Origin of the sequence: Lysobacter antibioticus HS124, from assembly GCF_000336385.2 — a bacterium.
In the GTDB taxonomy this organism is placed as follows: Bacteria; Pseudomonadota; Gammaproteobacteria; order Xanthomonadales; family Xanthomonadaceae; genus Lysobacter; species Lysobacter firmicutimachus.
This window is the reverse complement of sequence record NZ_HG424593.1, coordinates 15,140-34,700: the sequence shown is the minus strand read 5'-3', so window position 1 is coordinate 34,700 and position 19,561 is coordinate 15,140. Positions and strand designations below refer to the sequence as shown.

The window sequence follows — 19,561 nt, the reverse complement described above, 5'->3', positions numbered from 1 at the left end:
GGGCGAGCTGAAGGAAGTGGCGATCGAGGACTTGCTCGGCCGCAAGCCGGTGATGCCGGACTGGAAGGCGATCCGCAGCTGGCTCGGCGCGCGTTCGGTGCTGGTCACCGGCGCCGGCGGCTCGATCGGTTCGGAGCTGTGCCGGCAGAGCGCCCGCCACGGCGCCAGCCGCATCGCCCTGATCGAGATCGACGAGCTGGCCCTGGTCACCACCGAGACCGCGCTGCGCCGCGACTTCCCCGACGTCGAATTCATTCCGATCCTCGGCGACTGCGGCGACAAGGCGGTGATCGAGTACGCGCTCAAGCTGGCCGAACCCGAGGCCGCCTTCCACGCCGCCGCCTACAAGCAGGTGCCGCTGCTGGAAGCGCAGCTGCGCGAAGCGGTGCGCAATAACGTGCTGGCCACCGAAACCGTGGCTCGGGCCTGCCGCGCGGCCGGCGTCGGCACCTTCGTGCTGATCTCCACCGACAAGGCGGTCGACCCGGTCAACGTGCTCGGCGCGACCAAGCGCCTGGCCGAGATGACCTGCCAGGCCCTGGCCGACCAGCGCGCGACGCGCTTCGTCACCGTGCGCTTCGGCAACGTGCTCGACTCGGCCGGCAGCGTGGTGCCGTTGTTCCGCGAACAGATCCGCAGCGGCGGCCCGGTCACCGTGACCGACCCGGAAGTGACCCGTTTCTTCATGACCATTCCCGAGGCCTGCCAGCTGATCCTGCAGGCCTCGGCGATCGGCACCCATGAGGCGATCTACACCCTCGACATGGGCGAGCCGGTGCCGATCCGCCTGCTGGCCGAGCAGATGATCCGCCTGGCCGGCAAGACCCCGGGTCGCGACATCGCCATCGTCTACACCGGCCTGCGCCCGGGCGAGAAGCTGCACGAGACCTTGTTCCACGCCGACGAGCGCTACCGCCCGACGGTGCATCCCAAGATCCTGCAGGCCGAGCCGCGCGACGTGTCGATGGCCGCGCTGGAAGGTTCGCTGCAACAGCTGCGCGAGGCCTCCGTGCGCTACGACCGGGAAGCGCTGAACAGTCTGCTGCGCATGGCGGTTCCCGAGTTCCAGCCGGTCGGAGAACACCCCGATTATAAAGAGTCGGCTACGGTGGTCGCTTTTCCCGCCCGTAACGCCAGGAAGATTTGATGGCTACAGCCAACGCGAAGCCGCGCATCCGCAAGGCCGTATTCCCGGTGGCCGGTCTCGGCACCCGTTTCCTTCCCGCCACCAAGACCGTTCCCAAGGAAATGCTGCCGATCGTGGATCGGCCGTTGATCCAGTACGCCGTCGACGAGGCCATCGAGGCCGGCTGCGATACCCTGGTGTTCGTCACCAACCGCTACAAGCACGCGGTGGCCGACTACTTCGACAAGGCCTACGAGCTAGAGCACAAGCTCGAACGCTCGGGCAAGACCGAACAGTTGGAGCTGATCCGCAACGTGTTGCCGGAAGGCGTGCGCGCGGTGTTCGTGACCCAGGCCGAGGCCCTGGGCCTCGGCCATGCAGTGTTGTGCGCCAAGGAAGTGATCGGCGACGAGCCGTTCGCGGTGGTGTTGCCGGACGACCTGATCTGGAACCGCGGCCCCGGCGCGCTCAAGCAGATGGCCGACGCGGCGCAGGCCAGCGGCGCCAGCGTGATCGCGGTGCAGGACGTACCGCACGAGCAGACCGGCAGCTACGGCATCGTCGCCACCGACGGGTTCCAGGCGCGCGAAGGCCGGATCCGCGCGATCGTCGAGAAGCCCAAGCCCGAGGTCGCGCCGAGCAATCTGGCGGTGGTCGGGCGCTACGTGCTCAACCCGCGCATCTTCGAATTGCTGGAAAGCACCACGCCCGGCGCCGGCGGCGAGATCCAGCTGACCGACGCGATCGCCACCCTGCTGGAGCAGGAAACCGTCAACGCCTACCGTTTCCAGGGCACGCGCTTCGACTGCGGCACCCATCTGGGCCTGATCGAGGCGACGATCCGCTACGCGCTCGACCACGAAAAGCTCAGCGATTCGGCGCGCCAGCTGATGCAGAACGCGCTCAGCGAACTAGGCGTCGAGGATCTGGCCTGAGGCCGCAGGCAACCGCCGGAGGCGAGGGGATAGCGAAGCAACAGCGCCGGCGCTCCGCTTTCGCCATTCGCCGGCTCCCGCGCGCTGTCTCCTAACCCTTGGCCCAGAACAGGGCCAGCGACGCGGCCGCGGCGCAACCGCCGGCCGCGATCTGCGCGACACGCCCCATCCCGGCGCTGCGCAACGCCCACACCCGGGCGACCTCGCCGCGCAGCACGCGCACGTCGCGGTAGGTCTTCCATTCGCGCGGCGGAAACCGCCCCTGGTCCGCCGCCACACGGCCGAGCCGGCGCAGGCTGCGGCCCCACAGCGCCAGCGGCAGCACCGGCGCGGCCAGCATCGCCGCGATCGCCAGGCCGAGCCAGCGTCGCGCCTCCGCGGCCGGGCTGGCCAGTGCATGCGCCTGCACCGCCAGCAGCCAATCCCGCCACTGCCACAGGCCCAGGCCGCACAACAGGGCGAGCGCGCCCAGCAAGGCCAGGCTGCGTCTGCGGTAGGCTAGATCGGCGCGGTGGATGTCCATGGCTCTGCTGCGATCGCGTTCGAATCGTCGTCATCGATCTCGCCATCAAACCGCCGCCGTCGCCCCATGTCCATGCCCGCCGACAGTTTCTATCGCGCCAGCCTGCAAGCGATGCCGTCCTGGCCGCCGTTGCGCGAGCGCCGCGACGCCCGGGTGTGCGTGATCGGCGGCGGCTTCGCCGGCCTCAACACCGCTTTGGGCTTGGCCGAGCGCGGCTGGCCGGAGGTCGTGCTGCTGGAGGCGCGATCCGTCGGTCACGGCGCCTCGGGGCGCAACGGCGGCTTCGTGTTCGGCGGTTTCTCGCGCGGCGAGGACGCGCTGCTGCGCGAGCTGGGTCCGGCCCGCGCCCGCGCCTTGTATGCGGGTACGACCGGCGCGGTGGAACTGATTCGTCGGCGCATCCACGCCCACCGTATCGACTGCGACGCGACCGAGGCCGGCGTGCTGTGGGCCAACTGGTTCCGCGATCCGCAGGTGCTGCGCGAGCGCCAGCGCCTGCTGGCCGAGCATTACGGAGTGGAGTGGGAGTGGTGGTCGCGCGAGCGAGTGCGCGAACAGGTGCGCAGCGAGCGCTACCACGATGCTTTGTACGAACCGCAGGCATTGCATTTCCACCCGCTCAAATACGCCCACGGTCTGGCCGCGTCGGCGTCCCGGCTCGGCGTGGCCGTGCACGAGGACACGCCGGCGCTGTCGCTGCAGCGCGCCGGCAGCGGCTGGCGCGTGCGCACCGCACAAGGCGAGGTCGAGGCCGAACAGGTGGTGCTGGCCTGCGGCGGTTATCTGGCCGGCCTGCGCCGCGACGTCGACGCGGCGGTGATGCCGATCGCGACCTATGTCATGGTCACCGCGCCGCTCGGCGCGCACCTGCAGCGCGCGTTGCGCACCCGGGCGGCGGTCTACGACACCCGCTTCGCCTTCGACTACTATCGGCCGTTGCCGGACACGCGCCTGCTGTGGGGCGGCCGCATCTCGGTGCTGGACCGCTCGCCGGAGCAGGTCAAACGGCTGCTGTACCGCGATCTGCTCAAGGTGTTTCCGCAATTGGCCGGAGTCGGCATCGACTACGCCTGGTCGGGCTTGATGAGTTACGCCCGCCACCAGATGCCGCAGATCGGCCGCATCGACGACGGCCTGTGGCTGGCGCAGGCCTTCGGCGGCCACGGCGTGGCGCCGACCACCTTCGCCGGCGAACGCTTGGCCGCGGCGATCGCGGAAGGCGACGAGGGCTGGCGCGAGCTGAGCCGTTACGGCCTGGTGTCGGCATGGAAACCGGCCGGGCTGGCGGCGGCGCAAATCAGTTATGCCTGGGCCCAGTTCAAGGACTGGTGGAAAGACCGCAACGAAGGACATACCGCATGAGCCCGACCCACGACCGCGCGCCCCGCGACGGCATGACCGACGAAGCCGCGCACGGCCTGATCGAGTGGCGCGATTTCGAGAAGGTGCTGATCTGCGCCGGCACCGTGACCCAGGTCGAGGCGTTTCCGCAGGCGCGCAAGCCGGCGTGGAAACTGTGGGTCGATTTCGGCCCGTACGGCATCCGCAAGACCAGCGCGCAGATCCGCCATCTGTACGCGGCCGAGGATCTGCTCGGCCGGCAGATCGTCGGGGTGATCAACTTCCCGCCCAAGCAGATCGGGCCTTTCGTGTCGGAGTTTCTGCTGACCGGGTTTCCGACCGAAGAGGGCGTGGTCATCACCGCGATCGAACGGCCGGTGCCCAACGGCACCCGGCTGGCCTGAGCGCCGCGCCGGCGGATGAAACAACGGTAATGCCGGGGTCCTGGCCGCGACAGCGGCGGCCGTGCAGGCGGGGCGGGCGATCCGCTGTCGGAACTTCCCGAAGGAATCTTCCGCGCGGCGCCTGTTCGTCGTACCGCTCGCTGCCGCGCTGTTGCCTCTGAGCCTGGCGGCCGCTGCCGCCGTGTCTGCCGCCGCTGCGCTTGCGGCGGGAAAAGCGGCAGCCGAACGCTGCCGCGATGCCAGGGGCAAATTCGTCGCCTGCGCCAAACCGACCGTCGCCAAGCGCGGCCGCGACGGCCACGGCAAGTTCGTCGCCTGCCCGAAATAGCGCCGGGGCAGGGCGAAACCCCGCACCTGCTCAGCTTTCGCCGTCGCCCGACTGCGGCGCCGGATCTTCGTGCCTGCCGATCGCGACGGTCTTGTCGTCGCCGTCGTAGCGCTTGGCCGCCCGGTCCCAGTGCGCGGCGATCTGCGGATGAGCGTCGCAGGCCAAGCGCCGCAGCCGTTCGTAGGCGGGAGGGTCGCCGCCCTCGTGCCCGGTCGGGCCCAGGCGCAAGGTGATCCGGGGGCTCAGCCCGCCGCCGCTGCGGAAGGCGAGGTAGCCGCCGTCGTCGAAATCCGCGCGGTACCAGGACGCAGGCGTATCCGGATCGCGGTCGATGCGCGACGCGTGCGCGCGCACCTCGCGCGCGAGCCGGCACAGGCGCGCGAACCCGCGCCGGTCCCACATGCGCGCGGTGCGCCGATTGACCTGGTCGTGAAAGGACTGGCCGGCGACCGGCGCGATCGGGTAGCGCGCATCGAACAAGACCGCTTGCCTCAGCGCGCGGAAGTCGCTGCGTTGCGCTCGCGCGCCGGGGTAGTCGATTTCGTGCGCGATCTTGCCCAGATCGTGGCCATAGACGCGTCTGAGATCGCGCTCGAACATCGCCGGCCGGCAGCCCCGGTACACGCCGGTCAGGCCGGACTTCAAGTACATCTCCACCGCATAGCCGAGCAGCAGCAGGCTGGCGCGCGGCATCCCTTCCAGCCGCTGCCACTCGCGCGGCGCCATCCGGACGGGAGGCTGCGCGCGCAGGCGGCGCTTCAGCGCTCTGCGCCGGACCTGCCACAGCGCGCGCAGTTCGCGTGCGGAAGCGAACAGTCCGTCGCCTTCCTTCAGCCATTCGGCCGGATCGAACATGCCCGGATGCTTGACGGCGACGATGGGCTGCATCGCGAGCGCCCCTGCGGCGACGGTGCGGGAGCGACAGCATCCGGCGCTGGCGGGCAAAAAGAAACCCCGGATCGCTCCGGGGTTCCTCGATGGCGCCGCAGTCGGCGATTACAGCGCTTCGAACACGCCCGCCGCGCCCATGCCGGTGCCGATGCACATGGTCACCATGCCGTACTTGAGCTGGCGGCGGCGCAGGCCGTGCACGATCGTCGCGGTGCGCACCGCGCCGGTGGCGCCGAGCGGATGGCCGAGCGCGATCGCGCCGCCGAGCGGGTTGACCTTGGACGGGTCGAGATCGCTGTCGCGGATCACCGCCAGGGCCTGCGCGGCGAAGGCTTCATTGAGCTCGATCCAGTCAAGCTGGTCCTTGCTCAGGCCGGCCTGCTTGAGCGCCTTCGGGATCGCGGCGATCGGGCCGATGCCCATCACCTCCGGACGCACGCCGGCGACGGAGAAGCTGACGAAGCGCGCCAGCGGGGTCAGACCGTAGTCCTTGACCGCCTGCTCGGAGGCCAACAGCACCGCGGCGGCGCCGTCGCTCATCTGCGAGCTGTTGCCGGCGGTCACCGTGCCGCCGAACTGGCCGTTGCGGAACACCGGCTTGAGCTTGCCCAGGCCGTCCAGGGTGGTGTCCAGGCGCGGGCCTTCGTCGGTGTCGATCAGCGCCTGCTTGAGGCGGATCGTATTGCCGGCCAGGTCGGGCAGGTGCGAGGCGATCTGGTAGGGGCTGATCTCGCTCTTGAATTCGCCGGCCTGGATCGCGGCCAGGGCCTTCTGGTGCGAGGCGAGGGCGAACGCGTCCTGCTCTTCGCGCGAGACCTTCCATTCCTCGGCGACTTTTTCGGCGGTGATGCCCATGCCGTAGGCGATGGCGACATGATCGTCCTTGAACACCGACGGGCTCAAGGCGACCTTGTTGCCCATCATCGGCACCATCGACATCGACTCGGTGCCGCCGGCCAGGACCAGATCGGCATTGCCGAGGCGGATCTCGTTGGCGGCCAGGGCCACGGCCTGCAGGCCGGACGAGCAGAAGCGGTTGATGGTCTGCGCGGCGACGGTGTTGGGCAGGCCGGCCAGCAGCACGCCGATGCGCGCCACGTTCATGCCTTGCTCGCCTTCCGGCATCGCGCAGCCGATGATCGCGTCGTCGATGCGGCTCAGGTCGATGCTCGGCGCCTGCGCGACCACCGACTTGAGCACGTGGGCGAGCATGTCGTCCGGACGGGTATTGCGGAACACGCCGCGCGGCGCCTTGCCGACCGGGGTGCGGGTGGCGGCGACGATGTAGGCTTCTTGCACTTGTTTCATGACTTTCTCCGAAAGCGGGGATTCGGGATTGGGGATTCGGGGTTACTAGGGCAGGAGATTCGGGCTCGCCTTTGCGAATCCCGAATCTCGAATCCCCGATCTCAATTCCGCAGAGGCTTGCCGGTCTTGAGCATGTGCGCGATGCGTTCCTGCGTCTTCGGCATCTGCGCCAGGGCGACGAAGTGTTCGCGTTCGAGCTTGAGCAGCCATTCCTCGTCGACCAGCGAGCCGCGGTCGATCTCGCCGCCGCAGATCACGGTGGCGATGCGGCTGGCGATCTCATAGTCGTGCGGCGAGATGAAGCGGCCTTCCAGCATGTTGACCAGCAGCATCTTGAAGGTGGCGATGCCGACGTCGCCGGCGACCTGGATGCGGCGTGCCGGCAACGGCGGGCGGTAGCCGCTTTCGGCCAGCGCGCGCGCCTGGGCCTTGGCCACGTGCAGCAGCTCGAAGGCGTTGAACACGACCGCGTCGCCGTCGCGGGCCAGCTTGAGCTCGCGCGCTTCGAAGGCCGAGGTCGAGACCTTGCCCATGGCCACGCTCTCGAAGGCGGTCTTGAGCTGGGCGAACACGTCGCCGCCCGGGCCGGCGGCCTCGGAGGCGCGCACCGCGAATTCCTTCAGGCCGCCGCCGGCCGGCAGCAGGCCGACGCCGGCTTCGACCAGGCCGATGTAGCTTTCCAGCGCGAACACGCTGCGCGCGGCATGCATCTGGAACTCGCAGCCGCCGCCCAGGGCCAGGCCGCGCACCGCCGCGACCACCGGCACCAGCGCGTACTTGATCCGCTGGCTGGTGGCCTGGAAGTTGGCGACCATGGCCTCGAAGCCCTTGATGTCGCCGGCCTGCAGCAGGCCGAGCGCGCCGGACAGGTCGGCGCCGGCCGAGAACGGCTCCTTCGGCTGCCAGATCACCACGCCCTTGAACTGCTTCTCGGCGATGGCGATGGCTTCCTGGATGCCGTTGAGCACGTGATCGTTGACCGTGTGCATCTTGGTCTTGAAGCTGATCACGGCGATGTCGTCGCCTTCGTCGGCCCACAGGCGGATGCCGTCGTTCTCGTACACGGTGCGGCCCTGCGAGAACTTCTCGCCGAGCAGGGCGTCGGGGAAGCGCTGGCGCGCGTAGACCGGGTTGGACGAGCGCGGCACCTGCGCGTTGCGGCCCGGGCTGTAGCTGCCCTTGGCGTCGTGCACGCCGTCGCGGCCGTCGAACACCCAGTTCGGCAGCGGCGCACTGGCCATGGCCTTGCCGGCGACGATGTCCTCGGCGATCCACTCGGCGACCTGCTTCCAGCCGGCGGCCTGCCAGGTCTCGAACGGGCCCAGCGACCAGCCGTAGCCCCAGCGCATGGCGAAGTCGACGTCGCGCGCGGTGTCGGCGATCGATTCCAGATGGAAGGCGCTGTAGTGGAAGCTGTCGCGGAACACCGCCCACAGGAACTGCGCCTGCGGGTGCTGGCTGGCGCGCAGCGCGGCGAACTTCTTGGCCGGGTCCTTTTCCTTGAGCAGGCCGGCCACGTCGGCGTCGAGCTCGCCGGCCGAGGCGCGGTAGTCCTGCGCCTTCAGGTCCAGGACCAGGATGTCCTTGCCCTTCTTGGTGTACACGCCGGCGCCGGTCTTCTGGCCCAGCGCGCCCTTGCCGATCAGCGCCGACAGCCACTTCGGCGCCTGGAAATAGGCGTGCCACGGGTCGTCGGGCAGGGTGTCGGCCATGGTCTTGATGACATGGGCCATGGTGTCCAGGCCGACCACGTCGGCGGTGCGGAAGGTCGCCGACTTCGGCCGGCCGATCGCCGGGCCGGTCAGCGCGTCGACGGTGTCGAAGCCCAGGCCGAACTGCTCGGTGTGGTGCATCGCCGCCAGCATCGAGAACACGCCGATGCGGTTGCCGATGAAGTTCGGGGTGTCCTTGGCGATCACCACGCCCTTGCCCAGGGTGGTGGTGAGGAAGGTTTCCAGGCCCTCCAGCACGGCCGCGTCGGTGGTCTTGGCCGGGATCAGCTCGGCCAGGTGCATGTAGCGCGGCGGGTTGAAGAAGTGCACGCCGAGGAAGCGGTGGCGCAGCTCTTCCGGCAGCACTTCGGCGAGCTTGTTGATGCCCAGGCCGGAGGTGTTGGAGGCCAGCACCGCATGCGCCGGCACGTAGGCGGCGATCTTCTTGTACAGGTCCTGCTTCCAGTCCATGCGTTCGGCGATCGCCTCGATCACCAGGTCGCAGTCGCGCAGCTGCTCCAGGCCGGTGTCGTAGTTGGCGGCGGTCAGGCGCTCGGCCAGGGCCTTGCTCGCCAGCGGCGCCGGGCTCAGCTTGGTCAGGTTGGCGATGGCCTTGGCGACCACCCCGTTCGGGTCGCCTTCCTTCGCGGCGAGGTCGAACAGGACCGTGTCGACGCCGGCGTTGGTGAGGTGCGCGGCGATCTGGGCGCCCATGACGCCGGCGCCGAGGACCGCGGCGCGACGGACTAGCAATTGGTTGGACATCGTCTACAACTCCTTGGAAGGAATTCGGAATCTGCGTGGGCGAGAGGAGTTCGGCGGCGGGTGGGTACGACCGGGGCGCTGGGCTCTCCGGCGGCGCCGGTCCCCGCCGGGACCGGGCCTGGCGCCGCTCAGCTCTTGAAGCCGGCGGCGGCGAAACGGATCAGTTCGCGCGCGGCGCGTTCACGGTGCGCCTGTTCGGTGACACCGGCGGGTCGCTTGATCAGGCCGAAATCAGCCATGGCGTAGGTCAGCGCGCCGGCCAGGAAGTCCAGGCGCCAGTACAGCTCTTCCTTGCTCAGCCCAGGCACCGCGCCGGCGATGGCCTTGGCGAACTCGCGCAGGACGTGGCCGTAGTGGTCGGACAGGAACTTGCGCAGGCTGTCGTTCTTCTCGGCGTAGGCGCGGGCGATGACCCGCACGAAGGCGCCGCCGCCGTTGCGGTCCTGGGCCAGGGCCAGGGCCGGTTCGACGAAGGCGGCCAGGATCGGCTCCAACTCGCCCGGGTGTTCGGCGACCGCGGCCTTGAGCGCGTTCATGCGCTGGCCGGTCATTTCGTCCATGCGCCGGCGGAACACCTCGTTGACCAGGTTTTCCTTGCTGCCGAAGTGGTAGTTGACCGCGGCGATGTTGACGTCGGCGCGGCTGGTGACCTGGCGCAGCGAGGTGCCGGTGAAGCCGAACTGGGCGAACAGCTCTTCGGCGGCGCCGAGGATGCGGTCCTTGGTCGAGAAATGGGCGGTGCTGGACATGGAGGAGGTGCGGCCGGTCGGAAAGGGCGGGCGACCGCGGACCGCGGCCTGAATCAAACGCTTGTTTGATGCTAGTCGCGGCGCCCCCGGCTCGTCAACGGTAAACGTACTCATCCGTACGGGGCGGCGGAAGCCCCGGTCGCGGACACCGCCAGAGGATGCAAAAGCGGTTAGCGATCCGTTAGAATTACCGCAGCCATATCGGCTAAACCCGCGTCCCGTCGCGGGTTTTCTGTTATTCTCGGGCCGACCGCAAGCGGCCCGCCTACCCGGAGAGTATCCATGGCGCTGGAGCGCACCCTGTCCATCATCAAGCCCGACGCCGTTGCCAAGAACGTGGTCGGCGAGATCTACACCCGTTTCGAGAAGGCCGGCCTCAAGGTCGTCGCCGCCAAGATGAAGCACCTCTCGAAGCAGGAGGCCGAAGGCTTCTACGCCGTGCACCGCGAGCGTCCGTTCTTCGCCGCCCTGGTCGAGTTCATGATCAGCGGCCCGGTGATGGTCCAGGTCCTGCAGGGCGAGGGCGCGGTGCTCAAGAACCGCGAGCTGATGGGCGCCACCAATCCGAAGGACGCCGCGCCGGGCACGATCCGCGCCGACTTCGCCGACAGCATCGACGCCAACGCCGTGCACGGCTCGGACAGCCTGGAGAACGCCGCGATCGAAATCGCGTACTTCTTCCCGGCCACCGACGTGTACCCGCGCTGATCGGCTCGACGCGAGCATTACGAGCAACGCAGTGAACGATATCCGCGACAACGCAAACGACTTTCCGCTCGCCGGCGATGCGCAGGCGGCGGAAACCGCTGCGCGCGCGGACGCGCCCGCTCCGGCGGGCGCGGCGGCGAAGCCGGCTGCGGCCGGCTCCGCCGTGCCGGACAACGGCAAGACCAACCTGTTCGATCTCGACCGCACCCGGCTCGAGGACTTCTTCGAGCAGACCCTGGGCGAGAAGCGCTACCGCGCGCACCAGGTGATGAAGTGGATCCACCACCGCTACGTCACCGACTTCAACGACATGACCGACCTGGGCAAGGCGCTGCGCGCCAAGCTCGAAGCGCATGCGCAGGTGCGCGCGCCGATGGTCGTGTTCGACAAGCCTTCCGCCGACGGCACCCACAAGTGGCTGCTCGGCATGGACACCAAGAACGCCATCGAGGCGGTCTACATCCCCGACAAGGGCCGCGGCACGCTGTGCGTGTCCTCGCAGGTCGGCTGCGCGTTGAACTGCCAGTTCTGCTCGACCGCGACCCAGGGCTTCAACCGCAACCTGTCCACCGCCGAGATCATCGGCCAGGTGTGGGTCGCGGCGCGCCACCTCGGCAACGTCCCGCACCAGCAGCGCAAGCTCACCAACGTGGTGATGATGGGCATGGGCGAGCCGCTGGCGAACTTCGACAACGTGGTGCGCGCGATGAGCATCATGCGCGACGACCTCGGCTACGGCCTGGCCAACAAGCGCGTGACCCTGTCGACCGCCGGCATGGTGCCGATGATCGATAAGCTCGGCGAGGTCAGCGACGTGTCGCTGGCGGTGTCGCTGCACGCGCCCAACGACGAGCTGCGCAGCGAACTGGTGCCGCTCAACAAGAAGTACCCGATCGCCGAGCTGATGGAGTCCTGCGTGCGCTACGCGCTGCGCAAGCGCGGCACCTCGGTGACCTTCGAGTACACCTTGATGAAGGGCGTCAACGATCAGCCGACGCACGCGCGGCAACTGGTCCGCCTGCTGCGCCAGTTCGACAACGCGGTGCAGATGAAGGACGCGGCCAAGGTCAACCTGATCCCGTTCAATCCTTTCCCCGGCACCCGCTTCGAGCGCCCGGACGACGCGGCCATCCGCGCCTTCCAGAAGCTGCTCAACGAGGCCGGCATGATCGCGCCGGTGCGCCGCACCCGCGGCGACGACATCGACGCGGCCTGCGGCCAGCTCAAGGGCCAGGTCATGGACCGGACCCGGCGCCAGGCCGAATTCCGCAAACAACTGCAGGCCCAGGGCCTGGATAAGGACATCGGCGATGCCGCAGCCTGAGTTTCCCCGCCGCGCGCCCGCGACTGCCGCCGCGACGGCGGGGCGGGCACTGCGCACGGCGTTCCTGTTGGCCCTGGCGGCGTTCGCCGTCGGCGGCTGCAACCGGCTGACCTTCGTCAAGCCGAACATGGAGCGCAAGGGCTTCACTCAGACTTCGATCGATTACGAAGTGGGCGACAAGCGCGAGTTTTCCGGCGCGCGCGCCGCCGCCGGCCCGATCCAGGCCGCGCAGCGCTACCTCTCGCTCGGCGAGCGCGACAAGGCCGCGGCCGAGCTCAAGCAGGCGGTCAAGCTCGATCCCAAGTCGGCCGAGGCCTACAGCCTGATGGCGTTGATGGCCGAGCAGGCCGGCGACAACGCCAAGGCCGGCGGCTACTACCGCAAGGCAGCCGAGCTGGCGCCCGATCGCGGCGCCGCGCTCAACAACTACGGCGTCTGGCTGTGCGCCAACGGCCGCGCCAGCGAAGCGATGGGCTGGTTCGACCGTACCCTGGCCGACCCGCGCTATCCGACGCCCGCGGTGGCATTGGCCAACAGCGGCGCCTGCGCCGATCAGATCGGCCAGGGCGAGCGCGCCGACCGCGACCTGCGTCTGGCGCTGAGCCTGGACCCGAACAGCGCGATGGCGTTGAGCGCGATGGCCAAGCGCCAGTTGCGCCTGGGCCATGCCTTCGAAGCGCGCGCATTTTCTGAACGCCGGCTGGCGCTCCAGCCGGTTTCGGCTGAAGCGCTGATGACTGCGTCACAGATCGAAGAAAAACTCGGCGACACGGCTGCCGCCGCGAGATACGTTCAGCGACTGAGGGCGGAGTTCCCTGACGCGCAGGGCTCCGGATTGGGGGATGGCGGTAGGTGATGATGCAGTCGAACGAATTCGCGCCTGACGTCGGCGGAAGCTGCGGCGCGCGTCTGAAGCAGGCCCGCATCGCAGCGGGGCTGTCCATCGAGGACGTCGCGACGCGCTTGAGGATGCCGGCCCGCGTGGTGCAATCGCTGGAAACCGACGACGTCGCCCGACTCGGCGCGCCGGTGTTCGTGCGCGGCCAGCTGCGCAGCTACGCGCGTCTGGTCGGCATCGACCTGGAAGACCAGCTCGCCGCGACCCCGCTGGCGTCGACCGCGCCGTCCGAACTCGTCAGCCACACTCACACCCCGCGCTATCGCCGGGTGTTCGAGCAAACCACCCGCCGCGCCATCTATATCGTGCTGACCGCGGCGATCGCGGTGCCGGTGGTGATCGCGACCCGTCCGCACCTGGGCAACCAGGTCGCGGTGCAGTCGCTGGAAATGCCGGCCATGCCGGCCGGTGCCGACGCCGCCCAGGCGCAGCATCCGGCCACGGCGCAGGCGCCGCAGCGCACGCCGCTGATCGCCTCGATCGCGCCCTTGCCCGCGGCGGTGCCGGCGCAGAAGACCCTGACCCTGAACTTCACCGGCGAAAGCTGGATCCAGGTGCGCAGCGGCGACGGCCGGGTGCTCGACGAGGGCACCGTGCAGGCCGGCCAGACCCGTAGCTACGAACTCGCCGAGATCGGCTACGTGAAGCTCGGCAACGTGCCGGGCGTGGAAGTGCGCAAGGCGGGCGAGGCGGTCGATCTGGCTCCGTTCAGCCGCGGAAGCGTGGCCCGCTTTACGCTATCCTCTGACGGTTCCCTCGCGCCGGCCTCGAACTGAGCCGCGCTGCGGGGTTGCGACCATCGCCGGCCCGCGCGGGCCGGTTCCCATTGACTCTGGCCGCGCCCGCCCGGGCGAGGCCCTTGCACGGCGGCGTACGGCCTAATGGCAATTGACGATCTGCTCGACGAACACGAACAAAGCGAACGCGTACTGGCCTGGCTGCGCGCGAACGGCGCGGCCCTGATCGGCGGCGTCGCCCTCGGCCTGGCCGCGATCGGCGGCTGGAAGTGGTGGGGCAACCACCAGCTCGAACAGCACACGCGCACCGCCAACCAGTTCCAGACCGCGGTCGACGCGATCGAAGCCAAGGACAAGACCGCGGCCGCCAAGGTCAAGGCGCTGCCGGCGGGCATGTACCAGACCCTGGCGGCGCTGGACCTGGCCAAGAACCAGATCGAAGCCGGTCAGCGCGATGCCGCCGTCGCCACCTTGAAGGCGATCAAGACCGACGACGCCGCCGTCGCCGAGATCGTCAACCAGCGCCTGGCGCGGTTGTTGATCGACGCCAAGCAGCCGGCCGAAGCGCTCAAGCTGCTGGCCAAGTCGCAGTCGCCGATGGCGATCGAAGTCCGCGGCGACGCCCAGTTCGCGCTCGGCAAGGCCGAGCTGGCGCGCACCGAATACAGCGCCGCCCTGGCCAAGCTCGACGCCGAATCGCCGCGTCGCCGCCTGCTCGAACTCAAGCTCACCGAAGCCGGCGGCACGCCGGTCAAGCCCGAGGCCAAGTCTTGATGAAGTACGTTAATGCGGGTGGTTCGCCGTCGTTTTCCCCGGCTCGTAACGTCGCCCGCTTCGCCGCCGTCGCCTTGTGCGCGGTGGCATTGAGCGGCTGCTCGACGGTCAAGGGCTGGTTCGGCGGCGGCAAGAAGGACGACGGCAAGCCCAACGAGCCGACCGAACTCACCGACATCACGCCCAGCGTCAAGGTCGACAAGATCTGGTCGGTCAACGCCGGCAAGGGCGAAGACCGGATCGGCGTGCGCCAGGGCCCGGCCGTGGCCGACGGCCGCGTCTACGCCGCGGCGATCAAGGGCGGCGTGCATGCCTACGACCTGCAGACCGGCAAGGAAGTCTGGCACTACGTGCCCAAGCGCGAAGACAAGGACAAGAAGGACAAGGACATCCACCTGTCCGGCGGCCCCGGCGCGGGCGACGGCCTGGTCGTGATCGGCGGCCTGGACGGCGAAGTGATCGCGCTCGACGCGGCCACCGGCGCCGAAAAGTGGAAGGCCAAGGTCTCCAACGAGGTCATCGCCGCGCCGACGATCGGCCTGGGCATGGTGTTCGTGCGTTCCAACGACGGCCGCGTCACCGCCTTCGACGCCGCCAGCGGCGAACGCCGCTGGTTCTGGAGCCATGAAGTGCCGATGCTGTCGGTGCGCGGCAACGCCTCGCCGACCCTGGGCCCGGGCTACGTTTTCGTCGGCAACGACGACGGCACCCTCAACGCGCTGGCCGCCAACGACGGCCGCCCGACCTGGGACGCGCCGGTGGCGCTGCCGGAAGGCCGCAGCGAACTGGACCGCATGGCCGACGTCGACGGCGCCCCGGTGCTGGAAGGCGCGGTCCTGTACGCCACCAGCTTCAAGAAGCGCACCGTCGCCATCGACGCGCCCAGCGGCCGCCCGATCTGGGTCAGCGACCACGGCGGCGTCGGCCGTCTCGGCGTCGGCAGCGACCGCCTGATCGTGGCCGATCCGACCGGCCTGGTGTTCGGCCTCGACAAGGCCAGCGGCAGCGCCCTGTGGCAGCAGCCCTCCCTGGCGCGCCGCAACCTGTCCGGCGCCGCGGTGCAGGGCGACTACGCGGTGGTCGGCGACTACGACGGCTACATCCACTGGCTCAAGCTCGACACCGGCGAATTCGCCGCCCGTGCCCGGGTCGGCGGCAAGGCCCTGCGCGCCAATCCGGTCGTCGTCGACGGCGTGCTGGTGGTGCAGAACGTCGAAGGCGAGCTGACGGCGTTCAAGTTGCAGTAAAGCCGGGAGTAGGGATTCGGGATCTGGGATTCGATGGGGTCCCGCCGAGTTTCTGATCTGGCGCAGGGCCCGGGTCGGCGCAGCCGGTCCGGGCCTTCGGCTTTTCTGGAGCCGGGATTTGGCACCGGCCAGCCGGCCTGCCGCTTTACGAATTCCGAATCCCAAATCCCCAATCCCCGCCGTTCTGGCACTATTGCACCCTCCGTAGGCTTCGCAGCTCTGAGCGGCGGCATCGCCGCCTCTCGCGAATCCCGAATCCCAAATCCCCACTTTCGGCTCCAAACACATGCTCCCGCTCGTCGCCCTCGTTGGCCGGCCCAACGTCGGAAAATCCACCTTGTTCAATGCGCTGACGCGCAGCCGCGACGCGCTCGTCCACGACGAGCCGGGGGTGACCCGCGATCGCCACTACGGCGTGTGCCGGCCGGAGGGCCAGCGCCCGTTCGCGGTGGTCGACACCGGCGGCATCGCCGGCGAGGACGAGGGCTTGGCCGGCGCGACCGCGCGCCAGGCGCGCGCCGCGGCCGAGGAAGCCGATCTGGTCCTGTTCGTGGTCGACGGACGCGAGGGCGCCTCGGCGCTGGACGACGAGATCCTGGCCTGGCTGCGCAAGACCGCGCGGCCGACCCTGCTGGTGGTCAACAAGACCGACGGCATCGACGCGCGCGAGGCGATCAACGACTTCGCCCGCTACGGCATCCGCGACGCGATCGCGGTGTCCTCGGCGCACCGGCAGGGCTTGGACGAGCTGTTGAGCGAAGTGCTGGGCCGCCTGCCCGAGGAAGGCAGCGCGACCGAACTCGACAACGACCCCGCGCGCATCCGCGTCGCCTTCATCGGCCGCCCCAACGTCGGCAAGTCGACCCTGGTCAACCGCCTGCTCGGCGAGGAGCGGATGATCGCTTCCGACGTGCCGGGCACCACCCGCGACTCGGTCGCGATCGACATGGAGCGCGACGGCCGCCTGTACCGGCTGGTCGACACCGCCGGCGTGCGGCGCAAGTCCAAGGTCGAGGAGGCGGTGGAGAAGTTCTCGATCATCAAGACCCTGCAGGCGATCGAGCAGTGCCAGGTCGCGGTGGTCATGCTCGACGCCGGCGAAGGCGTCACCGACCAGGACGCCAGCGTGCTCGGCTACGCGCTCGACTCCGGCCGCGCGCTGGTGATCGCGGTCAACAAGTGGGACGGGCAGACCGAGTACCAGCGCCAGCAGACCGAGAACCTGCTGCGCCGCAAGCTGGCCTTCGTCGAATGGGCCGAGCCGGTGCGGATCAGCGCCAAACACGGCTCCGGCCTGCGCGAGCTGTTCGCCGCGATCCATCGCGCGCACGCCTCGGCGACCACCGAGATCGGCACCAGCGAAGTGACCAAGGCCCTGGAAATCGCCTACGAAAGCAATCCGCCGCCGGTGGTGCGCGGGCACGTGGCCAAGCTGCGCTTCGCCCATCCGGCCGGCACCAATCCGCCGACCTTCGTCGTCCACGGCACCCGCCTGCGCACCCTGGCCGACAGCTACAAGCGTTATCTGGAGAACTTCTTCCGCAAGCGCTTCAAGCTGGTCGGCACGCCGGTGCGGTTCGTGTTCAAGGACAGCAGCAACCCGTACGAAGGCAAGAAGAACGTGCTGACCGAGCGCCAGGTGGCGAAGAAGCGGCGTCTGATCCGCCACGTCAAGCGCGGCAAGTAAGCGGGGCCGCATCGCCGCAAAAGCCCCGCCATCGCGCGGGGTTTTTCTTTTCGGCGCGGACTGGGGCGGCGCCGGCGTCGCGCACTGCAGGCAGAATGGAACCGTCGCCGCCGCAGGCCCCTTCTCCATGCCGATCGAGCGTTCCGAACTGACCCTGGGCATCCTTGCCGGCGGCCGCGCCAGCCGGCTCGGCGGGCTGGACAAGGCGTGGCTGCAGCGCGAGGGCGAAGCCCAGGTGCTGCGTCTGGTGCGGCGTTTCCGCGACCGGGTCGGGGTGGTGCGGATCAGCGCCAATCGCGATCCGGGGCGCTATGCCGCGCACGGCCTGAGCGCAGTGCGCGACAACCTGTGCGACGTCGGCCCGTTCGGCGGCCTGGAGGCCTTGGCGGCCGCCTGCACGACGCCTTGGCTGTTCACTCTGCCGGTCGACGCCGTCGATGCCGGGCCGGAGTTGCTGCCGGCGCTGATCGCGGCGCAGGACGGGCAGGGCGCCTATGCGATCGACGACGACGGCGTGCAGCCGCTGTTCGCGCTGTGGCCGGCGGCGCCGCTGCGCCAGGCGCTGGCGCAGGCGGCCGACGCTCAGCGTTGGGCGGTGCGCGAGCTGCAGACCGGACTCGGCATGGCCGCGTTGCGCCTGGATGGCCTACGCTTCGGCAACCTCAACACGCCCGACGACCTGGCCGCGGCCGGTTTCGTCCCCGGTCCGGGCGATTGAACCGGCCGCGCCGCCGCGCGTCCTCGTCGTCCGCCCCCGATTTCCGAGATCCAGAGAATCCCGTGCCATGACCGATTTCCCGACCGGGCTGTTGTTCGAGGAGGCGATGGCGATCGTCGCCGAGGTCGCCGCCGCGCATCGGCTCGATAGCGAGACCCTGTCGCTGGGGCGCAGCCACGGCCGCATCCTGGCCCGCGACGTCGACGCCGGACTGCCGCTGCCGCCGTTCGACAACAGCGCGATGGACGGCTACGCGTTCCGTCACGCCGATCTGAGCGGCGAGCTGACCCCGCTGCGGATCGTCGGCGAGCAATTCGCCGGGCTCGCCGGCGACTGGCGGCTGGGGCCGGGCGAATGCGTGCGCATCACCACCGGGGCGCCGTTGCCGGCCGGCGCCGACACGATCGCGATCAAGGAGAACGTGCGCCTGGATGGCGAGCTGGCGCTGATTCCGGCCTGCCAGCGCGGCCACCACGTGCGCTATGCCGGCGAGGACGTGCGCGAAGGCGAACGATTGCTGCAGGCCGGGCAGGTGCTGACCCCGGCACGGGTGTCGCTGGCGGCCTCGCTGGGCCTGTCCTCGCTCGAGGTGCGGCGGCGCCCGACCGTGGCGGTGTTCACCAGCGGCGACGAACTGGTCGAGCCCGGCATGCCGCTGCGGCCGGGGCAGATCTACGACAGCAACCGCGAACTGCTGATGGGCCTGTTGCGCGCCGACGGCCTGGAGCCGACCGCCTGGCCGCGCTTGCCCGACGACCCCAGGCAGGTCGAGATCGCCTTACGCGACGCCGCCTGCGCCTTCGATCTGGTGTTCACCTGCGGCGCGGTGTCGGCCGGGGAGAAGGATCACATTCCGGCGGTGCTGGGCGAATTCGGCCGCATCCATCTGTGGAAGGTGCGCATGCGTCCGGGCATGCCGCTGCTGTTCGCCAGCATGGACCAGGCCCGGATGCTCGGCTTGCCGGGCAATCCGGTCTCGGTGCTGGCGACCTATCTGACTTTCGGCCGGGCCTTGGTCGATGGCTTGCAGGGCCGCAGCGAACCGCGGCCGACGCTGCGCGCGCGCCTGGTCGGCGGCATCGACAAGACCCATCCGCGGCGCGAGTTCGTGCGCGCGCGGCTGCGCAGCGACGATGCCGGGGTGCTCTGGGTCGACCCGAATCCGGCCACCGGCTCGCACCGGCTGCGCGCCGCGGCCGAGTCGGAGGCGCTGATGATGGTGCCGGAGGGGCCGCAGCAGCTAGGCGAGGGCGCGGTGATGGAGGTTTGGCCTTACGCGCTGGGGTGAGTTCGGTTCGGCAGTGTTGTGCCCTCATCCCAACCTCGCTGCCGCAAGCGGGAGGGGGGCTCTGTTCTGCGGCCGGGGCGAGTTCTGCGGCGACCGCG

Annotated in this window: 18 protein-coding genes; 13 read left to right on the top strand and 5 right to left on the bottom strand. The window is 69.6% G+C overall.

Translation table 11 applies throughout. The annotated features are described in order from the left end of the window. Together TX83_RS24020 and galU are read left to right on the top strand one after the other, a co-directional pair. Window positions 1–1,147 (top strand): UDP-N-acetylglucosamine 4,6-dehydratase family protein (locus TX83_RS24020; protein WP_261370232.1); only part of this gene is annotated, 1,147 nt, incomplete at its 5' end. Then, window positions 1,147–2,061, top strand: a complete 915-nt coding sequence (gene galU, locus TX83_RS20855; RefSeq protein ID WP_064749913.1) for a UTP--glucose-1-phosphate uridylyltransferase GalU — start codon at window positions 1,147–1,149, stop codon at window positions 2,059–2,061. The genes TX83_RS24020 and galU, both read left to right, overlap by 1 nt. A 91-nt stretch (window positions 2,062–2,152) precedes the next feature. On the opposite strand, the gene TX83_RS20850 is transcribed toward galU, so the two are convergent. Beyond that, on the bottom strand, window positions 2,153–2,584 hold the full coding sequence (locus TX83_RS20850) for a hypothetical protein (protein ID WP_064749912.1): 432 nt from the start codon (window positions 2,582–2,584) through the stop codon (window positions 2,153–2,155). Between the two features lie 66 nt (window positions 2,585–2,650). Here TX83_RS20850 and TX83_RS20845 point away from each other — a divergent pair, with 66 nt between their 5' ends. Both TX83_RS20845 and TX83_RS20840 read left to right on the top strand, forming a co-directional pair. Beyond that, the gene (locus tag TX83_RS20845; protein ID WP_064749910.1) at window positions 2,651–3,946 is read left to right on the top strand and encodes an NAD(P)/FAD-dependent oxidoreductase; all 1,296 of its coding nucleotides are present in this window, start codon (window positions 2,651–2,653) and stop codon (window positions 3,944–3,946) included. Window positions 3,947–3,978: 32 nt separating this feature from the next. Beyond that, the gene (locus TX83_RS20840; RefSeq protein WP_064749917.1) at window positions 3,979–4,329 is read left to right on the top strand and encodes a tRNA-binding protein; all 351 of its coding nucleotides are present in this window, start codon (window positions 3,979–3,981) and stop codon (window positions 4,327–4,329) included. Window positions 4,330–4,687: 358 nt separating this feature from the next. On the opposite strand, the gene TX83_RS20830 is transcribed toward TX83_RS20840, so the two are convergent. From TX83_RS20830 to TX83_RS20815, 4 genes are all read right to left on the bottom strand, one after another. Further along, complete coding sequence (locus TX83_RS20830; protein ID WP_064749907.1) at window positions 4,688–5,545, bottom strand: hypothetical protein; 858 nt, start codon at window positions 5,543–5,545, stop codon at window positions 4,688–4,690. Between the two features lie 108 nt (window positions 5,546–5,653). Beyond that, window positions 5,654–6,856 (bottom strand): acetyl-CoA C-acyltransferase, encoded by a 1,203-nt coding sequence (locus tag TX83_RS20825; protein WP_064749905.1) that lies wholly within the window; start codon window positions 6,854–6,856, stop codon window positions 5,654–5,656. A 101-nt stretch (window positions 6,857–6,957) separates the two neighbouring features. After that, entirely contained in the window at window positions 6,958–9,333 is a 2,376-nt protein-coding gene (locus tag TX83_RS20820) for a 3-hydroxyacyl-CoA dehydrogenase/enoyl-CoA hydratase family protein (RefSeq protein ID WP_064749903.1), read from the bottom strand. A gap of 128 nt (window positions 9,334–9,461) precedes the next feature. Continuing rightward, window positions 9,462–10,082, bottom strand: coding sequence for a TetR/AcrR family transcriptional regulator (locus TX83_RS20815; RefSeq protein ID WP_064749901.1), 621 nt, complete (start codon window positions 10,080–10,082; stop codon window positions 9,462–9,464). Between the two features lie 282 nt (window positions 10,083–10,364). Here TX83_RS20815 and ndk point away from each other — a divergent pair, with 282 nt between their 5' ends. The 9 genes from ndk (at window position 10,365) to TX83_RS20770 (ending at window position 19,463) form a co-directional block, all read left to right on the top strand. After that, window positions 10,365–10,790, top strand: coding sequence for a nucleoside-diphosphate kinase (gene ndk, locus TX83_RS20810; RefSeq protein ID WP_064749899.1), 426 nt, complete (start codon window positions 10,365–10,367; stop codon window positions 10,788–10,790). A gap of 163 nt (window positions 10,791–10,953) precedes the next feature. Continuing rightward, on the top strand, window positions 10,954–12,114 hold the full coding sequence (gene rlmN, locus TX83_RS20805) for a 23S rRNA (adenine(2503)-C(2))-methyltransferase RlmN (RefSeq protein WP_064749916.1): 1,161 nt from the start codon (window positions 10,954–10,956) through the stop codon (window positions 12,112–12,114). Beyond that, the gene (gene pilW, locus TX83_RS20800) at window positions 12,101–12,970 is read left to right on the top strand and encodes a type IV pilus biogenesis/stability protein PilW (RefSeq protein WP_064749897.1); all 870 of its coding nucleotides are present in this window, start codon (window positions 12,101–12,103) and stop codon (window positions 12,968–12,970) included. Before rlmN ends, pilW begins: the two co-directional genes overlap by 14 nt. Next, window positions 12,970–13,788: a helix-turn-helix domain-containing protein gene (locus TX83_RS20795; RefSeq protein WP_064749895.1), complete on the top strand. Its 819-nt coding sequence runs from the start codon at window positions 12,970–12,972 to the stop codon at window positions 13,786–13,788. Before pilW ends, TX83_RS20795 begins: the two co-directional genes overlap by 1 nt. A 105-nt stretch (window positions 13,789–13,893) precedes the next feature. After that, window positions 13,894–14,523 carry a YfgM family protein gene (locus TX83_RS20790; RefSeq protein ID WP_064749893.1) on the top strand — a complete coding sequence of 210 codons (630 nt, stop codon included), beginning with the start codon at window positions 13,894–13,896 and terminating at the stop codon, window positions 14,521–14,523. Then, a complete protein-coding gene (gene bamB, locus TX83_RS20785) occupies window positions 14,523–15,770 on the top strand; it encodes an outer membrane protein assembly factor BamB (RefSeq protein WP_064749892.1) in 1,248 nt (415 codons plus the stop codon). Before TX83_RS20790 ends, bamB begins: the two co-directional genes overlap by 1 nt. Window positions 15,771–16,056: 286 nt before the next feature. Further along, on the top strand, window positions 16,057–17,457 hold the full coding sequence (der, locus tag TX83_RS20780; RefSeq protein ID WP_064749891.1) for a ribosome biogenesis GTPase Der: 1,401 nt from the start codon (window positions 16,057–16,059) through the stop codon (window positions 17,455–17,457). Window positions 17,458–17,584: 127 nt separating this feature from the next. After that, a complete protein-coding gene (mobA, locus tag TX83_RS20775; RefSeq protein WP_064749890.1) occupies window positions 17,585–18,175 on the top strand; it encodes a molybdenum cofactor guanylyltransferase in 591 nt (196 codons plus the stop codon). A 67-nt stretch (window positions 18,176–18,242) separates the two neighbouring features. Further along, window positions 18,243–19,463 carry a molybdopterin molybdotransferase MoeA gene (locus TX83_RS20770; RefSeq protein ID WP_064749889.1) on the top strand — a complete coding sequence of 407 codons (1,221 nt, stop codon included), beginning with the start codon at window positions 18,243–18,245 and terminating at the stop codon, window positions 19,461–19,463. The last annotated feature ends 98 nt before the right edge of the window (window positions 19,464–19,561 follow it).

Bases quoted from the DNA above. Each gene is read 5' to 3' on its own strand.
- galU (WP_064749913.1), top strand. From the start codon at position 1,147: ATGGCTACAGCCAACGCGAAGCCGCGCATCCGCAAGGCCGTATTCCCG.
- TX83_RS20850 (WP_064749912.1), bottom strand. From the start codon at position 2,584: ATGGACATCCACCGCGCCGATCTAGCCTACCGCAGACGCAGCCTGGCC.
- TX83_RS20845 (WP_064749910.1), top strand. From the start codon at position 2,651: ATGTCCATGCCCGCCGACAGTTTCTATCGCGCCAGCCTGCAAGCGATG.
- TX83_RS20840 (WP_064749917.1), top strand. From the start codon at position 3,979: ATGACCGACGAAGCCGCGCACGGCCTGATCGAGTGGCGCGATTTCGAG.
- TX83_RS20830 (WP_064749907.1), bottom strand. From the start codon at position 5,545: ATGCAGCCCATCGTCGCCGTCAAGCATCCGGGCATGTTCGATCCGGCC.
- TX83_RS20825 (WP_064749905.1), bottom strand. From the start codon at position 6,856: ATGAAACAAGTGCAAGAAGCCTACATCGTCGCCGCCACCCGCACCCCG.
- TX83_RS20820 (WP_064749903.1), bottom strand. From the start codon at position 9,333: ATGTCCAACCAATTGCTAGTCCGTCGCGCCGCGGTCCTCGGCGCCGGC.
- TX83_RS20815 (WP_064749901.1), bottom strand. From the start codon at position 10,082: ATGTCCAGCACCGCCCATTTCTCGACCAAGGACCGCATCCTCGGCGCC.
- ndk (WP_064749899.1), top strand. From the start codon at position 10,365: ATGGCGCTGGAGCGCACCCTGTCCATCATCAAGCCCGACGCCGTTGCC.
- pilW (WP_064749897.1), top strand. From the start codon at position 12,101: ATGCCGCAGCCTGAGTTTCCCCGCCGCGCGCCCGCGACTGCCGCCGCG.
- TX83_RS20795 (WP_064749895.1), top strand. From the start codon at position 12,970: ATGATGCAGTCGAACGAATTCGCGCCTGACGTCGGCGGAAGCTGCGGC.
- TX83_RS20790 (WP_064749893.1), top strand. From the start codon at position 13,894: ATGGCAATTGACGATCTGCTCGACGAACACGAACAAAGCGAACGCGTA.
- bamB (WP_064749892.1), top strand. From the start codon at position 14,523: ATGAAGTACGTTAATGCGGGTGGTTCGCCGTCGTTTTCCCCGGCTCGT.
- der (WP_064749891.1), top strand. From the start codon at position 16,057: ATGCTCCCGCTCGTCGCCCTCGTTGGCCGGCCCAACGTCGGAAAATCC.
- mobA (WP_064749890.1), top strand. From the start codon at position 17,585: ATGCCGATCGAGCGTTCCGAACTGACCCTGGGCATCCTTGCCGGCGGC.
- TX83_RS20770 (WP_064749889.1), top strand. From the start codon at position 18,243: ATGACCGATTTCCCGACCGGGCTGTTGTTCGAGGAGGCGATGGCGATC.